General features: G+C 59.4%; 14 protein-coding genes. 4 read left to right on the top strand and 10 right to left on the bottom strand.

Annotation, left to right across the window (positions count from 1 at the left end):
- Nucleotides 1-8 precede the first annotated feature (8 nt).
- The 4 genes from ACW5XC_RS08815 to ACW5XC_RS08800 all read right to left on the bottom strand — a co-directional run bounded on the left by ACW5XC_RS08815 (nucleotide 9) and on the right by ACW5XC_RS08800 (nucleotide 8,519).
- On the bottom strand, nucleotides 9-1,403 hold the full coding sequence (locus tag ACW5XC_RS08815) for a D-arabinono-1,4-lactone oxidase (protein ID WP_042053549.1): 1,395 nt from the start codon (nucleotides 1,401-1,403) through the stop codon (nucleotides 9-11).
- A 162-nt stretch (nucleotides 1,404-1,565) separates the two neighbouring features.
- Nucleotides 1,566-3,152 (bottom strand): EAL domain-containing protein, encoded by a 1,587-nt coding sequence (locus ACW5XC_RS08810; protein ID WP_042053548.1) that lies wholly within the window; start codon nucleotides 3,150-3,152, stop codon nucleotides 1,566-1,568.
- Nucleotides 3,153-3,430: 278 nt separating this feature from the next.
- On the bottom strand, nucleotides 3,431-6,028 hold the full coding sequence (gene acnB / locus ACW5XC_RS08805; RefSeq protein WP_042053547.1) for a bifunctional aconitate hydratase 2/2-methylisocitrate dehydratase: 2,598 nt from the start codon (nucleotides 6,026-6,028) through the stop codon (nucleotides 3,431-3,433).
- A gap of 229 nt (nucleotides 6,029-6,257) precedes the next feature.
- A complete protein-coding gene (locus ACW5XC_RS08800) occupies nucleotides 6,258-8,519 on the bottom strand; it encodes a patatin-like phospholipase family protein (protein ID WP_042053546.1) in 2,262 nt (753 codons plus the stop codon).
- 234 nt (nucleotides 8,520-8,753) lie between these two features.
- On the opposite strand from ACW5XC_RS08800, the gene ACW5XC_RS08795 reads away from it, so the two are divergent.
- On the top strand, nucleotides 8,754-10,664 hold the full coding sequence (locus ACW5XC_RS08795) for a methyl-accepting chemotaxis protein (protein ID WP_042053595.1): 1,911 nt from the start codon (nucleotides 8,754-8,756) through the stop codon (nucleotides 10,662-10,664).
- A gap of 84 nt (nucleotides 10,665-10,748) precedes the next feature.
- On the opposite strand, the gene ACW5XC_RS08790 is transcribed toward ACW5XC_RS08795, so the two are convergent.
- From ACW5XC_RS08790 to ampD, 6 genes are all read right to left on the bottom strand, one after another.
- Nucleotides 10,749-11,711, bottom strand: a complete 963-nt coding sequence (locus ACW5XC_RS08790) for a GGDEF domain-containing protein (protein ID WP_042053545.1) — start codon at nucleotides 11,709-11,711, stop codon at nucleotides 10,749-10,751.
- A gap of 124 nt (nucleotides 11,712-11,835) precedes the next feature.
- Nucleotides 11,836-13,263 carry a dihydrolipoyl dehydrogenase gene (gene lpdA, locus ACW5XC_RS08785; protein WP_005341659.1) on the bottom strand — a complete coding sequence of 476 codons (1,428 nt, stop codon included), beginning with the start codon at nucleotides 13,261-13,263 and terminating at the stop codon, nucleotides 11,836-11,838.
- Nucleotides 13,264-13,411: 148 nt separating this feature from the next.
- Nucleotides 13,412-15,298 (bottom strand): pyruvate dehydrogenase complex dihydrolipoyllysine-residue acetyltransferase, encoded by a 1,887-nt coding sequence (aceF, locus tag ACW5XC_RS08780; RefSeq protein ID WP_042053544.1) that lies wholly within the window; start codon nucleotides 15,296-15,298, stop codon nucleotides 13,412-13,414.
- A gap of 119 nt (nucleotides 15,299-15,417) precedes the next feature.
- Nucleotides 15,418-18,078, bottom strand: coding sequence for a pyruvate dehydrogenase (acetyl-transferring), homodimeric type (aceE, locus tag ACW5XC_RS08775; RefSeq protein WP_042053542.1), 2,661 nt, complete (start codon nucleotides 18,076-18,078; stop codon nucleotides 15,418-15,420).
- Nucleotides 18,079-18,157: 79 nt separating this feature from the next.
- Nucleotides 18,158-18,922, bottom strand: coding sequence for a pyruvate dehydrogenase complex transcriptional repressor PdhR (pdhR, locus tag ACW5XC_RS08770; protein WP_005336127.1), 765 nt, complete (start codon nucleotides 18,920-18,922; stop codon nucleotides 18,158-18,160).
- A 278-nt stretch (nucleotides 18,923-19,200) separates the two neighbouring features.
- On the bottom strand, nucleotides 19,201-19,776 hold the full coding sequence (ampD, locus tag ACW5XC_RS08765; RefSeq protein ID WP_042053541.1) for a 1,6-anhydro-N-acetylmuramyl-L-alanine amidase AmpD: 576 nt from the start codon (nucleotides 19,774-19,776) through the stop codon (nucleotides 19,201-19,203).
- A 130-nt stretch (nucleotides 19,777-19,906) separates the two neighbouring features.
- Here ampD and ACW5XC_RS08760 point away from each other — a divergent pair, with 130 nt between their 5' ends.
- The 3 genes from ACW5XC_RS08760 (at nucleotide 19,907) to ACW5XC_RS08750 (ending at nucleotide 21,985) form a co-directional block, all read left to right on the top strand.
- Nucleotides 19,907-20,377, top strand: a complete 471-nt coding sequence (locus ACW5XC_RS08760; RefSeq protein ID WP_040068932.1) for a retropepsin-like aspartic protease family protein — start codon at nucleotides 19,907-19,909, stop codon at nucleotides 20,375-20,377.
- A 3-nt stretch (nucleotides 20,378-20,380) separates the two neighbouring features.
- The gene (gene nadC / locus ACW5XC_RS08755; protein ID WP_042053539.1) at nucleotides 20,381-21,256 is read left to right on the top strand and encodes a carboxylating nicotinate-nucleotide diphosphorylase; all 876 of its coding nucleotides are present in this window, start codon (nucleotides 20,381-20,383) and stop codon (nucleotides 21,254-21,256) included.
- 315 nt (nucleotides 21,257-21,571) lie between these two features.
- A complete protein-coding gene (locus ACW5XC_RS08750; protein ID WP_074042658.1) occupies nucleotides 21,572-21,985 on the top strand; it encodes a pilin in 414 nt (137 codons plus the stop codon).
- Nucleotide 21,986: the final 1 nt, after the last annotated feature.

Here is a 21,986-nt window from a genome sequence, read left to right as displayed (position 1 = left end):
TCAGATCCTTACCGGTTGGCAAACAGGTCGCTGAGCCAGCGGTTTTCAAAGCGGCCGTGGGGGTCGAGCTCGGCTTTCAACGCAACAAAGTCGTTCCAGCGCGGCAGCAAGGCCGGGAAGTCGTAGAGATCCATCGCCAGATGCTTGCCGAAGTGGGGAATGCCACCGAGCGGCACCAGCAGTTGCTGCAGCTCGCGCATCTGCTCCATGGAGCCGTTGACGAAGGTGCCGTCCGCAGCCAGATAGACCAGAAAACCGATCCAGCAGACCGGCTGGCCATAAGCGGCGCTGAGCCAGGCCTCGGAAGGGCCAGTGCAGCGCAGGATAAAGGGGTAGTGCAACACGCCGGGGTTGGCCTGCTGCCACGCTTGCAGAGTCTCCAGCGCCTCGTTCATGCGATGCAGCGGCACCGCCACCTCACAGTTGATCTGAGGTGCCGGGATCCCCTTGCAGAGAATTTGGTAGACGTTGCCCACCAGATCGGAGGCATCCTTGAAGCGGCGTACTGTCTCGAAGTGCTCACCGGCCAGCGCCTCATCCTTGGTGTCTTTCGCCATCTTCTGCAAAGTGGCATCAATGGTGGCATTCATGCGGGCGTCGATATCGCCATCCAGCAGCAGCGGCTCGCTGCCACCGGCACGATAACGGGCAACCTCCTCCTCGGAGGCGGGATCCACCAGCCAGATGTGGCTTTCGCCGGTCCAGGCAAACCACCAGCTCTTCACAAAGCCGTGCTCGCGGTTGAGCCGCTCGTTGTGTTCCAGCAGGAAGGGGTAGTCGGTGGTGAACTTGGTGCAGCGCATAATGCGGTTGGACACGGTGCGCAGGGTGACGTCGAGCAGGATACCGAGCATCCCCATCCCCATCACGAAGGCCCCGAAGCGCGGGTCGGTGCGATCCACCCGGATGATGTCGCCATTGGCCAGCATCACCGTCATCGCCTCCACCGCATCGCAGAGGGCAGACTGGTGCAGCCCCTGACCGTGGGTGCCGGTGCTGAGGGCGCCGCCCAGGGTCTGGATGCCGATAACGCCCGGGGATGCGGGCAGCATCCGCTCCATGGCGATCAGCTCGGCATAAACGGTATCGAGGGGCGTCCCCGCCTGATATGTCACGGTATCGGCCGTTTTCGCCAGCTGGCCGCGCAGGTGGTGCAAGTCCACCAGCAGCGCCTGACTGCCCTCGGCATAGACGCTGTGAATGGGCTCGAAAGAGAGCCCGGAGCCGATAAGGCGCAGCTTGCGCTCGGGGTGTTCCCGCAGCAGCATTTGCAACTCGTCGCGGGTTTTCGGGCGCCACACTTGATCCAGCGCCCCGAGGGGATTGGTTCTCGACCAGTTGAACAGCACCTCCCGATTACCGATCGCCTTGATGCTGTGAAATGCCTGGAACTGAACCGTCATACCGCGCCTCATCTTTTACTGACGTCAAAATGAGCGCTGATTCTACCGAAAAGCGAGCCGCAAGGCATGAAAAACAAGCCCCTGCACTCGAGGGGGGATAGGGAGAGAGCACTCCCCTACCCTGCCAGACGGGAGCGTGGCCGCCCGTCTGTCACCGATAAATCAGGTCGCATTCGGGATGCCTCGCACCCCATCTGGCTGGCGGGTTTGTGCCTCTTCCGGCAGCAGCGCCTCGCAGAACTGGCGCAGCGGCATGGGGCGGGCAAACAGGTATCCCTGCAGATAGTCGACCCCTTTGGCCCTGAGGTAGTCAGCCTGACGCTCGCTCTCCACCCCTTCCGCCACCAGCGCCAGACCGAGCCGGGTCGCCAGATCGATCACGTTGTCCACGATATGTTCCGAGAGCGACTCGGTACCGATGCGGGCGATAAAGGATTTGTCGATCTTGAGGTAATCCACATGAAACTGCTGCAGGTAAGCCAGGCTGGAGTGACCGGTGCCAAAGTCGTCGATGGCGAGTTTTACCCCCATCTCGTCCAGCTGCCGGAACAGGGAGAGGGTCTGGGGATCTGACATCAGCAGCTCCCGCTCGGTCAGCTCCAGCACCAGTACCACCTTGCCGGGAACAAAGTGACCGAGGAAGGCGCGACACTCGGCCAGCAGGGCAAAATCGTGGCAATGGGCGGCGCTGATGTTGAAGCTGATATGAAACCCATCGGGCAACTGCTCCTGAGAGCGGTTCAACCTTGTCGCCACCTGCTTCATGATATGGGTGGTCATGGGGACGATCAGTCCCGACTCCTCCGCTTGCGGAATAAAGAGATCGGGCCGGATCACTCCTTCATTGACATGTTCCCAGCGCATCAGCACCTCGGCGCCCATCATCTTGCCGTCGTGGCTGGCAATCAGCGGCTGCAGATAGGGAACAAACTCCCTGGCCCGCAGGGCTCGTCGCAACTCATCTGTTGGCGAGCCGGGCCGCCCCAGCACCCACCACACCAGCCAGGCCAGCAAAAGCGAGGAAACCGCCAGCCACGACAGCGCCACATGCCGCGCGGCCCACAGCGACTTCCAGTAGACCGGCATGGCATAACCGGCATGGATGGTGAAAGGATAATGGGATGAGGTGAGGGCCTGGCTGATCCCGCGATGGAGGGTGGGCGCCTCGCTCAGATAGCGGCCCGACTCATTGAGCCAGGCAGACCCCACCTGCAGATAGAGCGCACTGGATTTTCCGCTCATGGAGAGCATGAAGCTGAGCTGGGTACTGTCGATGGCACTCAAGGCGGCATCCTTACCCTGTTCGGTGCGCACCACCAGCAGCGGGTGATTTTGCCGCACCCGGTTGCCACTCATCAGCAGCAGCTTGCGGCCGGTGTAGATGGAGCCGTCATCGGCATCATTAGCCTCACCAAACAGCGAAGTGCAATTGATGATGCCGTTTCGCACCAGATTGACCGAACGCAGGAAGGGCTCGATGGCGACCTTCTTGCGCAGCACCAGCAGATTGTCGCGACAGGGAGCATTCACCAGAGGCAGCACGGAGCGGTTGGCCTGATCCGCATGATCCAGCATCGACTCCATCAGGGTTCTGGCCTTGTGTGCCGAGGCGCTGGATTCCGCTTTCAGCTCCTGCACATAATTGCTGTGGATGAGCCAAGCTCCCACCAGCAGCGGCAGGGTAAAGACCAGCAAGGCACCGCCGAAGCGTAACCCGGTTCGGGAGAGATCGATCCTGAACAGAAACATAAAGAACCACGCCGCAATTCGTCAGGCCTGCCAACGCAAGCACCCAGTGAACAGATATCCACTTTCCCTCGATAACGATGCCTCATCATTACCGCACATAACCGAACAACATAACCCAAAGCGTTTATAAAACGAACCACCAAACAGGTGATTGACCTTCTCGAGCAGGAACGTTTAAGCCCCCCCAAGAAAGACGACAAATAACGCTCAAATAAATAATGCCGCGTAAATACGCGGCATTATTGGCTTCTTATCGCGCAAATCGCGCAAGAACTCAGTTAAACGGCTTGCTGCAGGATCACCGCATCGGCCTTCTTGGTGTAGGAGGCGATCTCGTTGAAGTTGAGGTAGCGGTAAGTATCTGCCGCAGTGGCATCGAGCGCCTTGGCGTACTGCAGGTACTCTGCCACGGTCGGGATCTTGCCGAGGATGGCGGCAACAGCTGCCAGCTCAGCAGAGGCCAGATAGACGTTGGCACCTTTACCCAGACGGTTCGGGAAGTTACGGGTGGAGGTGGAGACCACGGAGGCCCCTTCCGCTACCCGAGCCTGGTTACCCATGCACAGCGAACAGCCCGGGATCTCGATGCGGGCACCGACCCGGCCGAAGATGCCGTAGTAGCCCTCTTCGGTCAGCTGATCCTTGTCCATCTTGGTGGGCGGTGCGATCCACATGCGGGTCGGCAGCTCGCCCTGATACTTCTCGAGCAGTTTGCCGGCGGCACGGAAGTGACCGATGTTGGTCATGCAGGAACCGATGAACACTTCGTCGATCTTGTCGCCAGCCACGTCGCTCAGCAGACGGGCATCGTCCGGATCGTTCGGCGCACACAGGATCGGCTCCTTGATGGTGGCCAGATCGATCTCGATGATTTCGGCGTACTCGGCATCCTTGTCCGCTTCCATCAGGGTCGGGTTGGCCAGCCACTCTTCCATCCCCTTGATGCGACGGGTGATGGTGCGCGGGTCACCGTAACCTTCGGAGAGCATCCATTTCAGCATCACGATGTTGGACTTCAGGTACTCGATGATCGGCTCTTTATCCAGCTTGATGGTGCAACCGGCAGCGGAACGCTCGGCACTGGCATCGGCCAGCTCGAAGGCTTGTTCCACTTTCAGGGTCGGCAGACCTTCGATCTCGAGGATACGGCCGGAGAAGATGTTCTTCTTACCCGCCTTCTCGACGGTCAGCAGCCCTTTCTGGATGGCGGCATAGGGAATGGCATGAACCAGATCACGCAGAGTGATGCCCGGTTGCAGCTCGCCCTTGAAGCGCACCAGCACAGATTCCGGCATATCCAGCGGCATCACGCCGGTAGCGGCGGCGAAAGCCACCAGACCGGAGCCCGCCGGGAAGGAGATACCGATGGGGAAACGGGTGTGGGAGTCACCACCGGTACCCACTGTATCCGGCAGCAGCATGCGGTTCAGCCAGGAGTGGATGACGCCGTCACCCGGACGCAAGCTCACACCGCCGCGGTTCATGATGAAGTCCGGCAGGGTGTGGTGGGTCTGTACGTCGATGGGCTTGGGGTAGGCCGCGGTGTGGCAGAAGGACTGCATGGTCAGATCGGCGGAGAAACCGAGGCAGGCCAGATCCTTGAGCTCGTCGCGGGTCATCGGGCCCGTGGTGTCCTGGGAGCCGACCGTGGTCATCTTGGGCTCGCAGTAAGTGCCGGGGCGAATGCCCTTCACGCCGCACGCCTTGCCCACCATCTTCTGGGCCAGGGTGAAGCCTTTACCGGTATCGGCCACCGGCTGCGGGCGACGGAATACGGTGGAGAACGGCAGCCCCAGCGCTTCGCGGGCCTTGTCGGTCAGGCCGCGGCCGATGATCAGCGGGATACGGCCACCGGCGCGCACTTCGTCGATCAGTACATCGGTTTTCAATTCAAACTGTGCCAGCACCTGTTCGGTGCCGTGTTTGCAGATCTTGCCGGCATAGGGGTAGATGTCGATTACATCGCCCATTTCCAGCTTGGAGACGTCCACTTCGATAGGCAGAGCGCCGGCATCTTCCATGGTATTGAAGAAGATCGGGGCAATCTTGCCACCCAGACAGACACCGCCAGCGCGCTTGTTCGGCACGAACGGAATGTCGTCGCCCATAAACCAGAGCACCGAGTTGGTGGCGGATTTACGGGAAGAACCGGTACCGACCACGTCACCCACATAGGCAAGCGGGAAGCCTTTCTCTTTCAGGGCATCGATGGTCTTGATGGGGCCGACGGCGCCATCCTTGTCCGGGGTAATGCCGGGACGGGCGTTTTTCAGCATCGCCAGCGCGTGCAGCGGAATGTCCGGGCGGGACCAGGCGTCCGGTGCCGGAGAGAGGTCGTCGGTGTTGGTTTCGCCGGTCACCTTGAACACGGTGACAGTGATCTTCTCGGCCAACTCCGGGCGGGAGAGGAACCACTCGGCATCAGCCCAGGACTGCATCACCTGTTTGGCGTGGACATTGCCCGCCTTGGCCTTCTCTTCCACGTCATGGAAGGAGTCAAACATCAGCAGGGTGTGGGAGAGCCCCTTGGCGGCAAGCGGCGCCAGAGTGGCGTGATCCAGCAGGTCGATCAGCGGTTGAATGTTGTAACCACCCTGCATAGTGCCCAGCAGCTCAACAGCTTCGGCGGCAGTCAGGATGGGAGATTGGGCTTCGCCCTTGGCGACGGCGGTGAGGAAACCGGCTTTGACATAGGCCGCTTCATCAACACCGGGGGGAATACGGGAGGACAACAGCTCTTTCAGAAAGTCTTCTTCGCCAGCGGGCGGGTTCTTGAGAAGCGTTACCAGGGCGGCGACCTGCTCTGCATCCAGAGGTTTGGCAACCACGCCCTCGGCGGCACGTTCTGCGACGTGTTTACGGTATGTTTCAAGCACGACTAATTCCTCTTTGGTCTTTTTTTGGGGTTCGCCCACGCTCGCGGCGATCGTCCTTGCGGGACACCCCGTAGGGTGCTCCCCACTATATAAGTTTTAACGACTAATTAAAATCCAAACCCTGTTTACTTATTCACCACAAAATCGTAACCAATTAAACAGATTGGTGTTTTTTGAAAATTAATTGAACGCCCTCAACCAGAGTTAACAAATTGGCATCATTTCGGCATTATTCGAACGTACTGCCCAATTGCAGATAGAAGACGTCATTGCCCCCCTCCGCCATGCCATAGCCGAGGAACACCGGGCCGAGGAAGCTCTCCACCCCGACATAAAGCGAACCGGCGGTGAAGGAGCTCTCCAGACTGATATCTTCCCCCTTGTTCCAGACCCCGCCCTGCTCCAGAGATCCACCCAGATAGAGCGGCATCTTGAGGGCACCGAAGTCATTGTCTGCCACCCGATAGATGTAGCGCAGGCCACCAAATAGGCTGTAGCGACCGCTCAGCTGGTAGCGCTGGAAGCCGGAGAGGCGGAACAGCCCGCCCAGATCCTGAATATGCAGCGGCACCACTTCTTCACTGCCCGAGCCTCCCCCTTCGAGGATCAGGTTGAGGCTGTGCCTGTCCCATGACCAGGGCTTGATCATGGAGAGTTGATAATTCCAGCCTTCACTGCGGCCATCTGCTGACTCGAGTCCATCCACACTGACATGGGAGTGGCCCAGTTTCATGTCCCATTTCATCCCCTGATAGGGGAAATAGAGGCTATCCAGATTGTCGTGTTCAAAGCGGACATAGGGGCCCCACGCCGTGGCATCCATCTCCAGCCCCTTGAAGTTCTTCACATCAATCGTGCCAAGTTGTCCCTCCAGCCCCATCGACAACCGGCTCCAGGGCTGGCGGTTCCAGCCCACCGCCAGATCGCCGCTGAAGAAGGAGTATTCGGAGTCGAGATAGCTTATCGAAACCGCCTCGGGATCCGGATTGGGGAAAAACAGGCGGCGCAGGGTCTGGTCATAGGCCAGACTCGCCTCACCATAGAAGGTCTGGGAGGGTTCGAGCGGGGTATAGAAGTCGGTCTTGATATGTTTGGCCGTGCCCAGCGACGCCTCGGTCAGCCACTCGGCACCCCACTCGTTGACGTTGGTGAGGGTATAGGACATGCCGACGTTGTAGTTGGAGGTGTTCTCGAAGTCATCGGTGAAACCGAACTGGAAGTTGAGGTAGCCCGGCCCCCAGTTCTTCTCGCTGGCGTCCACCAGCAGCACATTCTCCCCGTCACGCTCCTCCACCTCGTAGGTGATGCGATCAAAGGACTCCAGCGCGTAGAGGCGGCGAATGCCCGCTTCCAGACTCTCATTGGTCTGTACCTTGTCCGGCCGCACTTTAAGCATGGCGCGCACCGTCTCGTCGGAGAGGCGCGACTTGTTGATGATCTCCACCTTGTCGATGAAGTAGGCGGGCTGACCGCTACGCTCGGCACGGCGGCTCAGCTTCTGGTTGCGATAGGCGTTGTACTGCGCCTTGGTGAGCGACAGCTTATCGAGTTGCAGCGACACCTTGTCAGCCGCCGTCTCACCGATCTTGATCCCCTCCGGCATCCGGGCAAAGTCGGCGATCCCCATATCGCCAAACTCGGGGGCGATCAGAATATCCTTCGGTCCCATCAGCGCCTTCTGTTTGTCAGTGCCCACCTGGGTCATGTAGGTGGTGAGCTGGTCAATCATGGCCAACCCTGACTTGAGGGACTCCCGGGTACGCAGCTTGGCACTGATATCCACCGCGATCACCACGTCGGCCCCCATCGCCTTGGCGACATCCACCGGCATGTTGTTGACGCTGCCGCCGTCCGCCAGGATGTGCCCCTCCCACTCCACCGGCTTGAGGGCACCGGGAATGGACATGGAGGCCTGCATCGCCTTGGCCAGGCTGCCGTGATCCAGCACAAAGGGGGTGACCGTCTCCATGTCGGTCGCCATGGCGCGGTAGGGAATGGGGAGATCGTCGAAGCTCTCCTGCACCGGCAGGTTGGAGGTGGCCCCCCGCAGCAGGCTGGCCATGGATTGGCCCTGGAAGAAACCGTCCGGCAGCTGAGTGGTGTCGCCATTCACCCCGATATCGGTGCGCAGCTGATACTGCTCGTTCTGTTGCTTCTTGCGCAGCGACAGCTCGTCGCGGCCAACCTTGTCCTGATAGCCCTTGTTCCAGTCGATGGCCAAAGTGGTGCGCTCCACCTCCTCGGCACTGAGCCCCATGGCATACATCCCCGCCACATAAGAGCCCATGCTGGTACCGACTATGATGTCGACCGGAATCCGTTTCTGCTCCAGCACCTTGAGGATGCCGATATGGGCAGAACCCTTGGCACCGCCGCCACTGAGCACCACCGCAATTTTCGGGCGCTCCCCCTGTGCCGCCACAGCCAGCAGCGGGCAGGCCGCCAGCATCACCAAAAGCAGACGGGTCCATCCCGCACCTAAGCTGCGCATCATATTTTCCATATTATTCAGAGGGTCAGTCACCAAGGATGGCCTCTACTATAAGGGGCCCGGCAGTTAGCGCAACCGTCAATCCGCATCCCGCCTGTGCTGCATGGCGAAGGGGCACGCCGCCGCCCCTGTGAGCGCAAACGTAATCCGCAAATAAAGGGCTGCAAGCCTCATGGGTAGCGCCGCGCTGCCGCTAATATGAGCGTCGTCAATCTCAACCTTTTGAGCACCTTTATGCTGGCAACCCTCACTCTTAAACAGAAAATACTGGCCACGGTCACCCTGGCCGTGGTCGTCTCCTGCCTGCTGGTAGGCTACTTCAGTCAACGCTCGGCCCAGCAACTGATCGAAAAACGGATGTTCGAGCAGGAGCTCCCCAACCTGACCCAGCGGATCAGCAAGGAGATTGAGCAGGATCTCCACGGCATCGCCCAGGCCGCACGCCAACTGGCCACCGACCGCTTCATCCTCGACTGGGTGGATCGGGGCATGCCCAAAGAGCAGGAGCCAATCCTCATCAACCAGCTCAAGGATGTGGCCAACCAGTATGGTCTGGTGACCGCCTCCTTCGCCGATCGCCAGAGTGCCGCCTACTACAACCAGGATGGCTTTCTGCGCAACCTGACCCCGACACAGGACGCCTGGTTCTATGACTACACCAAGAGCCAGAAGGAGATGACCCTCAGCATCTTCCGCGAGAGCAACGGCGAGGTGAAGCTGTTCGTCAACTTCCAGCAGCTCAACGGGCGCGGGCTGGCCGGCTTTGCCAAATCCCTCGACACCATGGTGACCATGGTCTCCAACTTCCGGCTGGAAGAGAGCGGCATCGTCTTTATGGTCGATGGCAGCGGCAAGGTGAAGCTGCACCCCGAGGCCAACCGTATTGAACGCGATACCTTGGGCGGCATCGCCAGCGGTGATACCGGCAGCCTGCTGGCCAAACGCCCCTTTGCCGTTATCAACGCCGAGGTAAATGGCGAGCCCATGGTACTGGCCAGCAGCTATATCCCGCTGCTCGACTGGTATCTGGTAGCACAGGTGCCAGAAGCCGAGATCTATGCCGAGCTGGATCAGACCCGCAACGAGATCCTGATGATCTCGCTGGTGATTGCGCTGGCCATGGGGCTGATGGGGATGCTGCTGGCAGGCTCGGTCAGCCGCCCGCTCAACGAACTGGCCCGCCTGTTCAAGGAGCTGGGCAGCGGCGATGGGGATCTTACCCAGCGCCTGAAAGTGGAAGGACGTGACGAACTGAGTCAGGTCGCCACCGGTTTCAACAACTTCGTCGCCAAGATCCACGGCTCCATCGAGCAGGTGGCGGAGAACTCCCGCCAGCTCGCGGCCACCGCCAACGAAGTGGCCAACAAGGCGCAGCTGACCCAGCACAACTGTACTGCCCAGCGCGATCGCACCGTACAGGTGGCCACCGCCATCCACGAGATGGGGGCCACGGTGAGCGAGATCGCCGGTAACGCCTCTCTGGCAGCCGAAGTAGCCAGACAGGCCAACGATCAGGCCGATGCGGGTGCGGTAGTGGTGGCGCAGGCGCGACACGGCATCGTCGACCTCTCCGGCGAGATTGAGCAGGTGGCAGGGGTTATCGAGTCGCTGGCGAGCCAGACCGACTCCATCGGCAGCATCCTCGAAACCATCCGCAGCATCTCGGAGCAGACCAACCTGCTGGCACTGAACGCCGCCATCGAGGCCGCTCGCGCCGGTGAACAGGGTCGTGGTTTCGCCGTGGTGGCAGATGAGGTGCGTAACCTCGCCAACCGCTCCGCCGCCTCGACCGCCGAGATCCAGGGGATGATCAACCGCTTGCAGGAGCAGAGTGCCCGCGCCGTCAGCGCCATGGCACAGGGGCGCGACCAGAGTCTGGAGGTGGTGAGCCAGGCCGATGAGGCCAACGCCGCCCTCGGCCAGATCACCGCCCACATCACCCAGATCAACGACATGAATATCCAGGTCGCCACCGCCACCGAGGAGCAGTCCAGTGTGGTCGGCGAGATCAACCGCAACGTGGAAGACATCAACCAGCTCACTATGGAGACCGCAGATATCGCCCACCAGCTGACCGAATCGAGCCGCAGCCTGCAGCAGCTCTCCGGTCAGCTGGACAAGCTGGTCGGCAACTTCCGGCTCTGACCCCGACCTTGATCTGAGTCATCAACAACAGAGAGCGCCGTGGCGCTCTCTGTTGTTTTGGTGGCGGCTAATCCGGCATAGCAGTCAGCCCTTGTCATCCCGTTTGCGCTGATACATCAGCTCATCCGCGCGGGTGAGCAGCTCGGTCAGGGAGACACAGCCGCGCCCGTCATAGCAGACAATCCCGGTGCTGCAGGTCAGCGCATAGCCGCAACCACTGTGCTGATTGTGCTCGGCCAACATGGCATTGAAACGCTCATAGGCCAGTTGCGCCTGCGCCCCCACCACATTGGGCAACAGGACGGCGAACTCATCGCCGCCCATGCGGGCAAACACGTCTGCGCCCCGAAAAGCCTGCTTGAGCAGAGTGGCAAAGGCGATCAGAGCCCGATCCCCTTCTGCATGCCCCCACCGATCGTTGATCCCCTTGAAGCCATTGAGATCCAGATAGAGCAGCGCCAGCGGCATCTGCAAGCGACTGGCCAGCGAGAGGCTCTTCTCCGCCAGCATCACGAACCCGCGCCGATTGGAGATCAGGGTCAACTCATCAATGGTGGCCAGCTGCACCGCTTCGAGCTCCCGCACTACCATCGCAGCCAGATCCTTGAGCAACCCCACATCCTCCTCGCTCAATTCCCGCGGCACCGTATCGATGATGCAGAGCGTCCCCAGTTTGCAGCCGTTGGCGATCCGCAGTGGCTGTCCGGCATAGAAGCGGATGCCGGGCCCGCCTACCACCAGCGGATTGTCGGCAAAGCGGGGATCCTGCGAAGCATCCGGCACGATAAAGGTCTCATTGCCCATGATGGCGTGGCCACAGAACGAAATGTCCCGCGCGGTCTCGCGGACCTCCAGACCGATACAGGATTTGAACCACTGGCGATCTTCATCCACCAGACTCACCAGCGCGATGGGGACATTGAACACCCGTCGGGCCATGCGGGTCAGCCGATCAAACCGCTCCTCGGCCTCGGAATCCAGCAAAGAGAGCCGCCGCAGGGTCTCCAACCGCAATGCCTCATCGGGTGGAATGGGTGCTTCTAGCATCGTGCCTCTCTCATCAGTGCCAAAACCTATCTTTAGCATATTGGGCTTTGTCGAAGTCGGGGCAGCAAGGAGAAAACAAAAAGCCGCTCATTCGAGCGGCTTTTTAGACAAGCGGGGAAGAAAATCACTTTTTCTTCTTGGCCTTGGCGTTCGGCAGATCGGTGATGGAGCCTTCGAACACTTCGGCAGCCAGACCCACGGACTCGTGCAGAGTCGGGTGAGCGTGGATGGTCAGCGCGATATCTTCGGCGTCCGCACCCATTTCGATGGCCAGACCGATTTCACCCAGCAGTTCACCGCCGTTGGTACCCACGATGGCACCACCGATGACACGGCCGCTCTCCTTGTCGAAGATCAGCTTGGTCATACCGTCGGAACAGTCGGACGCAATAGCGCGGCCGGATGCAGCCCACGGGAAGGTGGCGACTTCGAAGTTCAGGCCCTGTTGCTTGGCTTCCTTCTCGGTCAGACCAACCCATGCCATCTCTGGCTCGGTGTAGGCGATGGACGGGATCACTTTCGGGTCGAAGTAGTGCTTCTTGCCGGCGATCACTTCAGCGGCAACGTGACCTTCGTGAACACCTTTGTGCGCCAGCATCGGCTGACCCACGATGTCACCGATGGCGTGGATGTGCGCCACGTTGGTACGCAGCTGCTTGTCCACCTCGATGAAACCACGCTCGGTCACGGCAACGCCTGCCTTCTCGGCATCGAGCATCTTGCCGTTCGGCACACGACCTACGGCAACCAGCACGTTGTCGTAACGAACCGGCTCGGCCGGAGCGTGCTTGCCTTCATAGGAGACGTACAAGCCGTCTTCGCGAGCTTCAACTGCGGTGACCTTGGTCTCCAGCATGATGTTGAATTTCTTGGCGACGCGCTTGGTATAGATCTTGACGATGTCTTTGTCGGCAGCCGGAACCAGCTGGTCGGCAAATTCCACCACGTCGATCTCGGAACCCAGAGAGGAGTAAACGGTACCCATCTCCAGACCGATGATGCCGCCACCGATAACCAGCAGTTTGCCGGGAACGGTTTTCAGCTCCAGCGCATCGGTAGAGTCCCATACGCGGGGATCATCGTGGGGGATGAACGGCAGCTTCACCGGACGGGAACCGGCCGCGATGATGGCGTTGTCGAAGGTCACGGTAGTCTTGCCGTCTTCCCCGGTCACTTCGAGCGTGTTCGGGCCGGTAAATTTACCCAAGCCGTTAACAACCTGAACTTTACGCATCTTGGCCATGCCAGCCAGACCGCCGGTCAGCTGGTTGATAACCTTCTCTTTCCACAGACGGATCTTGTCGATGTCGGTCTGCGGTGCACCGAAGACGATGCCGTGCTCGGCCAGCGCCTTGGCTTCTTCAATCACTTTGGCAACGTGCAGCAGCGCCTTGGAGGGGATGCAGCCCACGTTCAGGCAGACGCCACCCAGGGTGGAGTAACGCTCGACGATAATAGTATCCAGACCCAGATCGGCTGCACGGAAAGCAGCGGAATAACCGGCAGGGCCAGCACCCAGTACTACGACCTGGGTTTTGATTTCTTTACTCATCATGACCTCTTTGTCGTTCTTATATCCCCGGACAGCGCAGTCTTATACCGAAACGGGTGGCTGCAGCCGTGAAAAAAACGGGGCAAGTTTACGATCATGTTAATGAAATGAGAAGTAAAAAGGGCAGGCTCTGGGCCCGCCCTCTCACTTACAGGACCAGTCGACGAATGTCGGACAGCACGCCGTTCATGGTGGTGATGAAGCGAGCCCCATCAGCACCATCGATGACGCGGTGGTCGTAGCTCAGAGCCAGCGGCAGCATCAGGCGCGGCGCGAACTCTTTACCGTTCCACTTCGGCTTCATCTCGGACTTGGAAACACCGAGGATGGCCACTTCCGGCGCGTTGACGATCGGGGTAAAGCTGGTACCGCCGATGCCACCCAGGCTGGAGATGGTGAAGCAACCGCCCTGCATGTCGGCAGCGGTCAGCTTGCCGGCACGGGCCTTCTTGGAGATCTCGGCCAGATCGCGAGACAGCTCCATGATGCCCTTCTTGTTAACATCGCGCACCACGGGCACAACCAGACCGTTGGGGGTATCTACCGCCACACCGATGTGGATGTACTTCTTCATGATCAGCTTGCTGCCATCTTCGGACAGGGAGCTGCAGAAGCGCGGGTGAGCTTCCAGCGCCTTGGCGGCGGCTTTCAGGATGAACACCAGCGGGGTGATCTTCACGTCAGCCTTCTGCTTCTCGAGCATCGCATTCTGCTCTTTGCGGAACGCTTCCAGCTCGGTGGTATCGGCTTCGTCGAACTGGGTGACATGAGGGATCATGACCCAGTTGCGGTGCAGGTTCGGACCGGAGATCTTCTGGATGCGGGTCAGCTCGACCTCTTCCACATCACCGAACTTGCTGAAGTCTACCTTCGGCCACGGCAGTACGCCCAAACCGTTGCCACCGGCTACGCCGGCAGAGGCAGGTGCGGACTCGGCACGCTTGATGGCATCCTTCACGTAGGCTTGCACGTCTTCTTTGACGATGCGGCCCTTGCGACCGGAGGCTTTCACCTTGGCCAGGTTGACGCCAAACTCGCGCGCCAGACGGCGTACCGCCGGAGAGGCGTGCACGTAGGCGTCGTTGGCAACAAAATCGGTCGCAGCGGCAGCAGCCTGGGCAACCGGTGCCGGAGCTGCGGCAACAGGGGCTGCAGCGACCGGAACGGCAGCTTGAGCAACCGGCGAGGCGGCAGGAGCTGCGCCAGCCACTTCGAATACCATGATCAGAGAACCGGTGGAGACCTTGTCACCCGCCTTCACCTTGATCTCTTTGACCACACCGGCGAACGGTGCAGGCACTTCCATGGAGGCCTTGTCACCTTCCACGGCGATCAGGGACTGGTCGGCTTCAACCTTGTCACCCACCGCAACCATGATCTCGGTGACTTCCACTTCGTCGCCACCGATATCCGGTACGTTGACCTCTTTGGCAGCGGCGGCAACCGGGGCAGCAGCCACCGGCGCGGCAGCTTGGGCCGGAGCAGCAACGGCAGGAGCGGCGCCAGCCACTTCAAAGACCATCACCAGGGAACCGGTAGAGACCTTGGCGCCAGCGGCAACCTTGATCTCGACTACGCGGCCTGCGAACGGTGCCGGTACTTCCATGGAGGCCTTGTCACCTTCCACGGCGATGATGGACTGGTCAGCTTCTACCATGTCGCCCACGGCAACCATGATTTCAGTCACGTCCACTTCGTCGTCACCGATGTCCGGTACGTGCACATCTTTGCGCACGGCAGCGGCAGGTGCGGCGGCCGGAGCAGCAGCAACCGGTGCAGCCACTTCAGCAGGGGCGGCAGCGCCTTCGGCTTCGAAGATCATGATCTGGGAACCGGTGGCAACCTTGTCGCCCACCTTGATCAGGATCTCTTTGACGATACCGGCGGACGGGGCCGGAACTTCCATGGAGGCCTTGTCGCCTTCTACCGCGATGATGGACTGGTCCAGCTCGACCTTGTCACCCACGGCCACCATGATCTCGGTGACTTCAACTTCATCGGCGCCGATATCCGGCACCATAATCTGTTTGGACATTGTGCTTTATCCTCTTGCGTCGATCCGCGTGACTGGCTGATGCCGCCACGCACATCTCGCGTTAACCGTTTTAAATCCTGGCAGGGTCGCGCCGTCATAGGGCACGACCCTTGATCCACTTACGCGTACAGCGGGTTGACCTTGTCGGCATCGATGCCGTACTTGGCGATGGCGTCGGCCACAACCTGCTTGTCTACCTCGCCGCGCTTGGCCAGTTCGGTCAGAGCAGCAACCACCACGTAGAACTCGTTCACTTCGAAGTGACGACGCAGGTTGGCACGGCTGTCGGAACGGCCGTAACCGTCGGTACCCAGCACGCGGTAGTTCTCGGTCGGAACGAAGGCGCGAACCTGATCGGCGAAGGACTTCATGTAGTCGGTCGCAGCGATGGTGGCTTCGGAACCCAGGACCTGAGCGATGTAGGGAACACGCGCTTCAGAGGTCGGGTGCAGCATGTTCCAGCGATCCGCGTCCTGACCATCACGAGCCAGCTCGTTGAAGGAGGTGACGCTGAACACATCGGAACCGATACCGTACTCGCTGGCCAGGATCTGGGCAGCCTTGCGCACGTGACCCAGGATGGAACCACAACCCAGCAGCTGAACTTTCGCCTTGGCACCGGCGACGGATTCCAGCTTGTAGATACCCTTGCGGATGCCTTCCTCGGCGCCTTCCGGCATGGCCGGCATGGCGTAGTTCTCGTTCAGGGTGGTGATGTAGTAGAACACGTTCTCCGGGTTCTCACCGTACATGCGGCGCAGGCCGTCCTGTACGATCACCGCCACTTCATAGGCGTAGGACGGGTCGTAGGAGATGCAGTTCGGGATGGTGTTCGCCAGGATGTGGCTGTGACCATCTTCGTGCTGCAGACCTTCGCCGTTCAGGGTAGTACGACCGGAGGTCGCACCCAGCAGGAAGCCACGGGCTTGCTGGTCACCGGCTGCCCACGCCATGTCGCCGATCCGCTGGAAGCCGAACATGGAGTAGTAGATGTAGAACGGGATCATCGGGCAATCGTTGGTGCTGTAAGAGGTCGCAGCAGCCAGCCAGGAGGACATGGCGCCCAGCTCGTTGATACCGTCTTGCAGAACCTGACCCTGCTTGTCTTCCTTGTAGTAGGAGACGATGTCGCGGTCTTGCGGGGTGTACTGCTGACCGTGCGGGCTGTAGATACCGATCTGGCGGAACAGACCTTCCATACCGAAGGTACGGGCTTCGTCAGCGAGGATCGGCACGATGCGCTTGCCGATGGACTTGTCTTTCAGCATCACGTTCAGGGAACGCACGAACGCCATGGTGGTGGAGATTTCGCGCGCCTGTTCACCCAGCAGCGGAGCGAAGGCATCCAGCGCCGGGATTTCCAGCTTGGTGGTGCTTTCGCGCAGACGGGTCGGCACATAGCCTTTCAGGGCAGTGCGACGGTCGTGCAGGTATTTGTGCTCGGCAGAACCGGCTTCGATCTTCAGATAAGGCAGATCGGCCAGCTGCTCGTCGGCCACCGGCAGGTTGAAGCGGTCACGCAGGTGACGCACGGAGTCCAGCTCCATCTTCTTGACCTGGTGAGCGATGTTCTTGCCTTCGGCCGCTTCACCCATACCGTAACCCTTGATGGTCTTGGCCAGAATAACGGTGGGCTTGCCCTTGGTCTGGGTCGCCTTGTTGAACGCGGCGAACAGTTTGCGAGGATCGTGACCACCGCGGTTCAGGGCGAAGATCTCCTCGTCGGTCATGTCTTTGACCAGCGCGGCAGTTTCCGGATAACGGTTGAAGAAGTGCTCGCGGATGTAGCCACCGTCGCGGGACTTCATGGTCTGGTAGTCACCGTCCACGGTCTCGTTCATCAGCTGGATCAGCTTGCCGGAAGTGTCTTTCTTCAGCAGCTCATCCCACTTGCGACCCCAGATAACCTTGGTGACATCCCAACCGGCGCCAGCGAACAGGCCTTCCAGCTCGTTGATGACCTTGCCGTTACCGACAACCGGACCATCCAGACGCTGCAGGTTGCAGTTGACCACAAATACCAGGTTGTCGAGCTTTTCACGCACGGCAACGGTCAGGGCACCCTTGGCTTCCGGCTCGTCCATCTCGCCGTCACCCAGGAAGGCGTAAACGGTCTGCTCGGAGCAATCCTTGATGCCACGGTCGGTCAGGTACTTCAGGAAGCGAGCCTGATAGATGGCGGCGATGGGGCCCAGACCCATGGAGACGGTCGGGAACTGCCAGAAGTCCGGCATCAGTTTCGGGTGCGGATAGGAAGGGATACCCTTACCGTCCACTTCCTGACGGAAGTTGTCCAGCTGCTCTTCGGTCAGACGACCTTCAGCAAAGGCACGAGCATAGATGCCTGGGGAGATGTGACCCTGGAAGTAAACCAGATCGCCACCATCCTTCTCGTTGCGAGCACGGAAGAAGTGGTTGAAGCAGACATCATAGATGGTCGCAGAAGAAGCGAAGGAAGACATGTGACCACCCAGGTCCAGGTCTTTCTTGGACGCGCGCAGCACGATCATCATGGCGTTCCAGCGGATGATGGCGCGAATGCGGCGTTCCATCTCCAGGTCACCCGGGTAGTCCGGCTCGTCGCTGGACGGGATGGTGTTGATGTAATCGCGATTTGCCTTGGCAGCCACGTCCACACCGCTTACGCGGGCTTTCTCGGCCAACTGTTCAAGGATGAACTGAGCGCGTTGCGGACCCTCTTCACGCAGCAGGGATTCCAGAGAGGCAAGCCACTCCAGCGTTTCTATCGGGTCCACATCGTTCTTCAGGATATCAGACATGGCTGGTTCCTATGTTGTTGTGATTGCACGGCATTGCACGGCGAAGGGCGCAAGCATTCGACAATAGAGCCTTGTGGGATTAGTTTTCCTGCTGACGGATCCGACGCATGGATCGCTGGATCCGGCTGTCTTCCCTCTGCATATCCAACAAGGTGTCCTCGATAAAGGCCAGATGCTCATGACAAGCTGTTCTGGCCCGCTCCGGAGCCCCCGAAAGAATAGCCTCGATCAGATTCGCGCGATGGCGACGTATCTTGGCTACCACTCCCGGGCGGCGATTCAAAATCTCGTTATTCTGCAGAATGTTCTGCTCGAGCATCGGGCTCATTGCCCGCAGCAGGTGCAGCAGCACCACGTTGTGGGACGCCTCGGCCACCGCCAGATAGAACTGGGTGACGGCTGCCGACTCGGCCACCAGCGAGCCCAGCTGGCCCGCCTCTTCGATGGTGGTTTGCACCTGACGAATGCGCTCGAAATCAGACCCGGTTCCCCGCAAGGCCGCGTAGTAGGCACAGATGCCTTCCAACGCGTGGCGAAACTCCAGCAGGTCATACTGGGCTTCCGGGTGGGTACTGAGCAGTTCGAACAGAGGATCGGCGATCCCCTTGCTCAGGGCATTCTGCACATAAGTGCCGCCGCCCTGACGGCGATAAAGCAATCCGCGCGCTTCCAGTCGCTGGATGGCTTCGCGCAAGGAGGGGCGCGATACCTGAAACTGGATGGCGAGTTCCCGCTCGGGAGGCAATTTCTGCCCCGGTTGCAGGCTGCCTTCCAGAATCATCTGTTCCAGCTCGGCGACAATGGAGTCGGCCAACTTGGGTTGCGTAATCTTGCGATAGGGCATGAGGCTACTTTGTTAAATTGGTATTACCAATTTTATGGATGGGGCGAAAATTAGCAGAGGCCTTTTGAAAAGTCCACTCAAAAGATGATCTGAGTCAAGAATCGGCCCCACCACTTAAGAGGTAAAGCAGGTGAAACATGATTTAGCTCATAGAAAATGGTCTGACCAATATTCTTGACCGCGCTCACAAATAACATTTGCGCAACCAGAGACAAAAATGGCCTGCCAGATAGGCAAGCCATTGATTTTAAAATCCAAACTAAATTTGAATATTTACTTTAGCTGTTTAGTAACTGACGGTAGTAATCCCACTGAAAACTGGCTCCAGGATCCGTCTTGCGCCCTGGAGCTATGTCGCAATGACCGACAATTTTTTCGCGGGTAATCGCCGGATAGCGTTCTGAAATGGCTCGAGTGAGCCCTGCCAATGCCCGATATTGAGCCTCGGTGTAGGGGGTCTCGTCGGTCCCTTCCAGCTCGATGCCGATGGAGAAGTCATTGCATGCCTCTCTCCCCTGCCAGCTCGAGATACCAGCATGCCAGGCGCGTGCGCCGAACGGCACATACTGCACCAACTCGCCATCACGGCGGATCAAGCAATGGGCCGAAACCCGCAACTGATGGATACCGGCAAAATAGGGATGGGCATCGGGGTCGAGCCGCCCCATAAAAAGATCGTCAATAAAGGGGCCACCAAACTCCCCCGGTGGCAGGCTGATGCCATGCACCACCAGCAGGGAGATATCATCCGGCGCGGCCCGTTCGTTGTGATGGGGAGAAGGCACCCGGCGCGCCTGCTGGCACCAGCCAGCGGCATCGATAGAGAAACAAGGTTGCGAAGCGAGTTGAGTCATCGGCTACTCGAGTTGGCTGATAAATGGCGAGAAAACGAAGATACCTGATAGGCAAGCCGGCACCAACTCACTGAATCAACGGGAAATGGTATGTTAGGCTGAGTCATCTTCCGCTCGATATGGATGGGGTATGCAGCACACGGCACGCTGGATGTGGTTACTGGCCTGGCTCTCTTTGATGGGCCTGCTGACCCTCTATTTTCACTCCCGCAACCAACCAAGCGTCACCGCCAGCGGCGAGCTGTTGCTGCGAGCCGACCAGAGCGGCCACTATCGTCTGGAGGGTGCCATCAACGGCCAGCCGGTGCAACTGCTGCTCGATACCGGCGCCACTCGCATCACCATCCCGCAGCAGGTTGCCGAGCGGCTCGGCCTGACCGCTCATGGCAGCAGCCAGGTCAATACCGCTGCGGGGCAGATACGGGTCGGCAACGGCACCATCGAAACGCTGGCGATGGGGCCATTGACCTTGTACGATCTGGCCATCTTTATCAATCCGGCGGCAGACGGTGACGAAGTGCTGGTTGGCATGAACGCCCTCGGTCGGCTGGAGCTGGTTCAAAAGGAGCGGCAACTGCTGCTCAGACCCTTGCAGGAATAAGGCATGTTTCAACAGGATGTCAGCCGCGCCGTGCGCGCCGCACTACTCGAAGATCTGGGCGATGCCCTCACCGCGCTGGACCAACCGGACGCCAGCGCCGATATCACCGCACAACTGATCCCGGCCGACCGGATGGCCAGCGCCCGGGTTATCACCCGTGAAGCCGGCGTATTCTGCGGCCAGCCTTGGGTGGATGAAGTCTTCCTGCAACTGAAGGCCCAGCTCGGTGGCGAAGTGAAGGTGGAGTGGAAGGTGCAGGATGGGGAAGTGCTCTCCCCCAATCAGGAGCTGTTTCGCCTCCACGGCCCTGCCCGCCTGCTGCTGACCGGCGAACGCAATGCCCTGAACTTTGTCCAGACCCTCTCAGGCGTCGCCACCCTCACCGCCCGCTATGTGGCTGAACTGGAGGGCACCGACTGCCGCCTGCTCGACACCCGCAAAACCATCCCCGGGCTGCGCACCGCCCAGAAGTACGCGGTCACCTGCGGCGGTGGCAAGAATCACCGCATCGGCCTCTATGACGCCTACCTCATCAAAGAGAACCATATCCTCGCCTGTGGCGGCATCGCCGAGGCGATTAATGAGGCTCGTCATCTCAATCCGGGCAAACCGGTGGAGGTGGAAGTGGAATCACTGGCAGAGCTGGAACAGGCGCTGGCGGCAAAGGCCGATATCGTGATGCTGGACAACTTCGACGTGACCATGATGCGGGAAGCGGTCGCCATCAATCAGGGCCGCGCCAAGCTCGAAGTCTCCGGTAATGTGACGCTGGATACTCTGGCCGAGTTTGCCGCCACCGGTGTCGATTTTATCTCTGTCGGGGCGCTGACCAAGCATGTACGGGCGCTCGATCTCTCCATGCGCTTTATCCAGCAGTGAGATTCACCCCGCAGGCCTGAGCAAATACTCGACCTAACCGGATAAACAACTTGCAAAAGGCGCCATAGGCGCCTTTTCTTTATGCAGGATCCCTCAGCAAAGGAGTGTAATGACGGACCCGCTTTCACCCGTAACAAAGAGTCATAAGAAGCCACTTATTTTATGACTCGCATCAAGTTTTTGGTAAATGACATGAAAGTAGTTAACAAAGGCAGCAATCTCTGTTGCCACCCCTGACAGCTCGGATAAGATACTGACGTGCGGATGATTTTCCACCGACACTTCCCAGGAACCAAGGATAAAAGGACATTTTCCATGAAGAGCGAAATGAAGAAACAATCGGGTTTTACCCTTATTGAACTGATGATCGTGGTCGCGATCGTGGCCATTTTGGCGGCGGTGGCACTGCCGGCCTATCAAAGCTATACAAATAAAGCGAAATTTTCAGAGGTCATTTCTGCAACAGGCCCTGCTAAGACAGCAATGGAGGTGTGTTTCCAAACAACTGACGGAAGTACATGCGCAGCAGCAGGTGCTGCAGCCGTATCTGGCGCATTTAATACCGCAAAAGTGGCAAGCGTAACAGCTTCTGTGTCAGGTGGAACGCCTACTATCACCGCTGTTGGTACCTCTGCAGCAGCAGGAACTTACACTATGACAGGTACAGTTAATGCAACCACCAAGCAAGTCACTTGGGTAGGGACCTGCACTCCCGCAGACCTTTGCTAAG

Source organism: Aeromonas sp. 25-AL00135, assembly GCF_054052385.1.
Note: the sequence above shows the minus strand (reverse complement) of the source record. Positions and strands in the feature narration are given on the sequence as shown.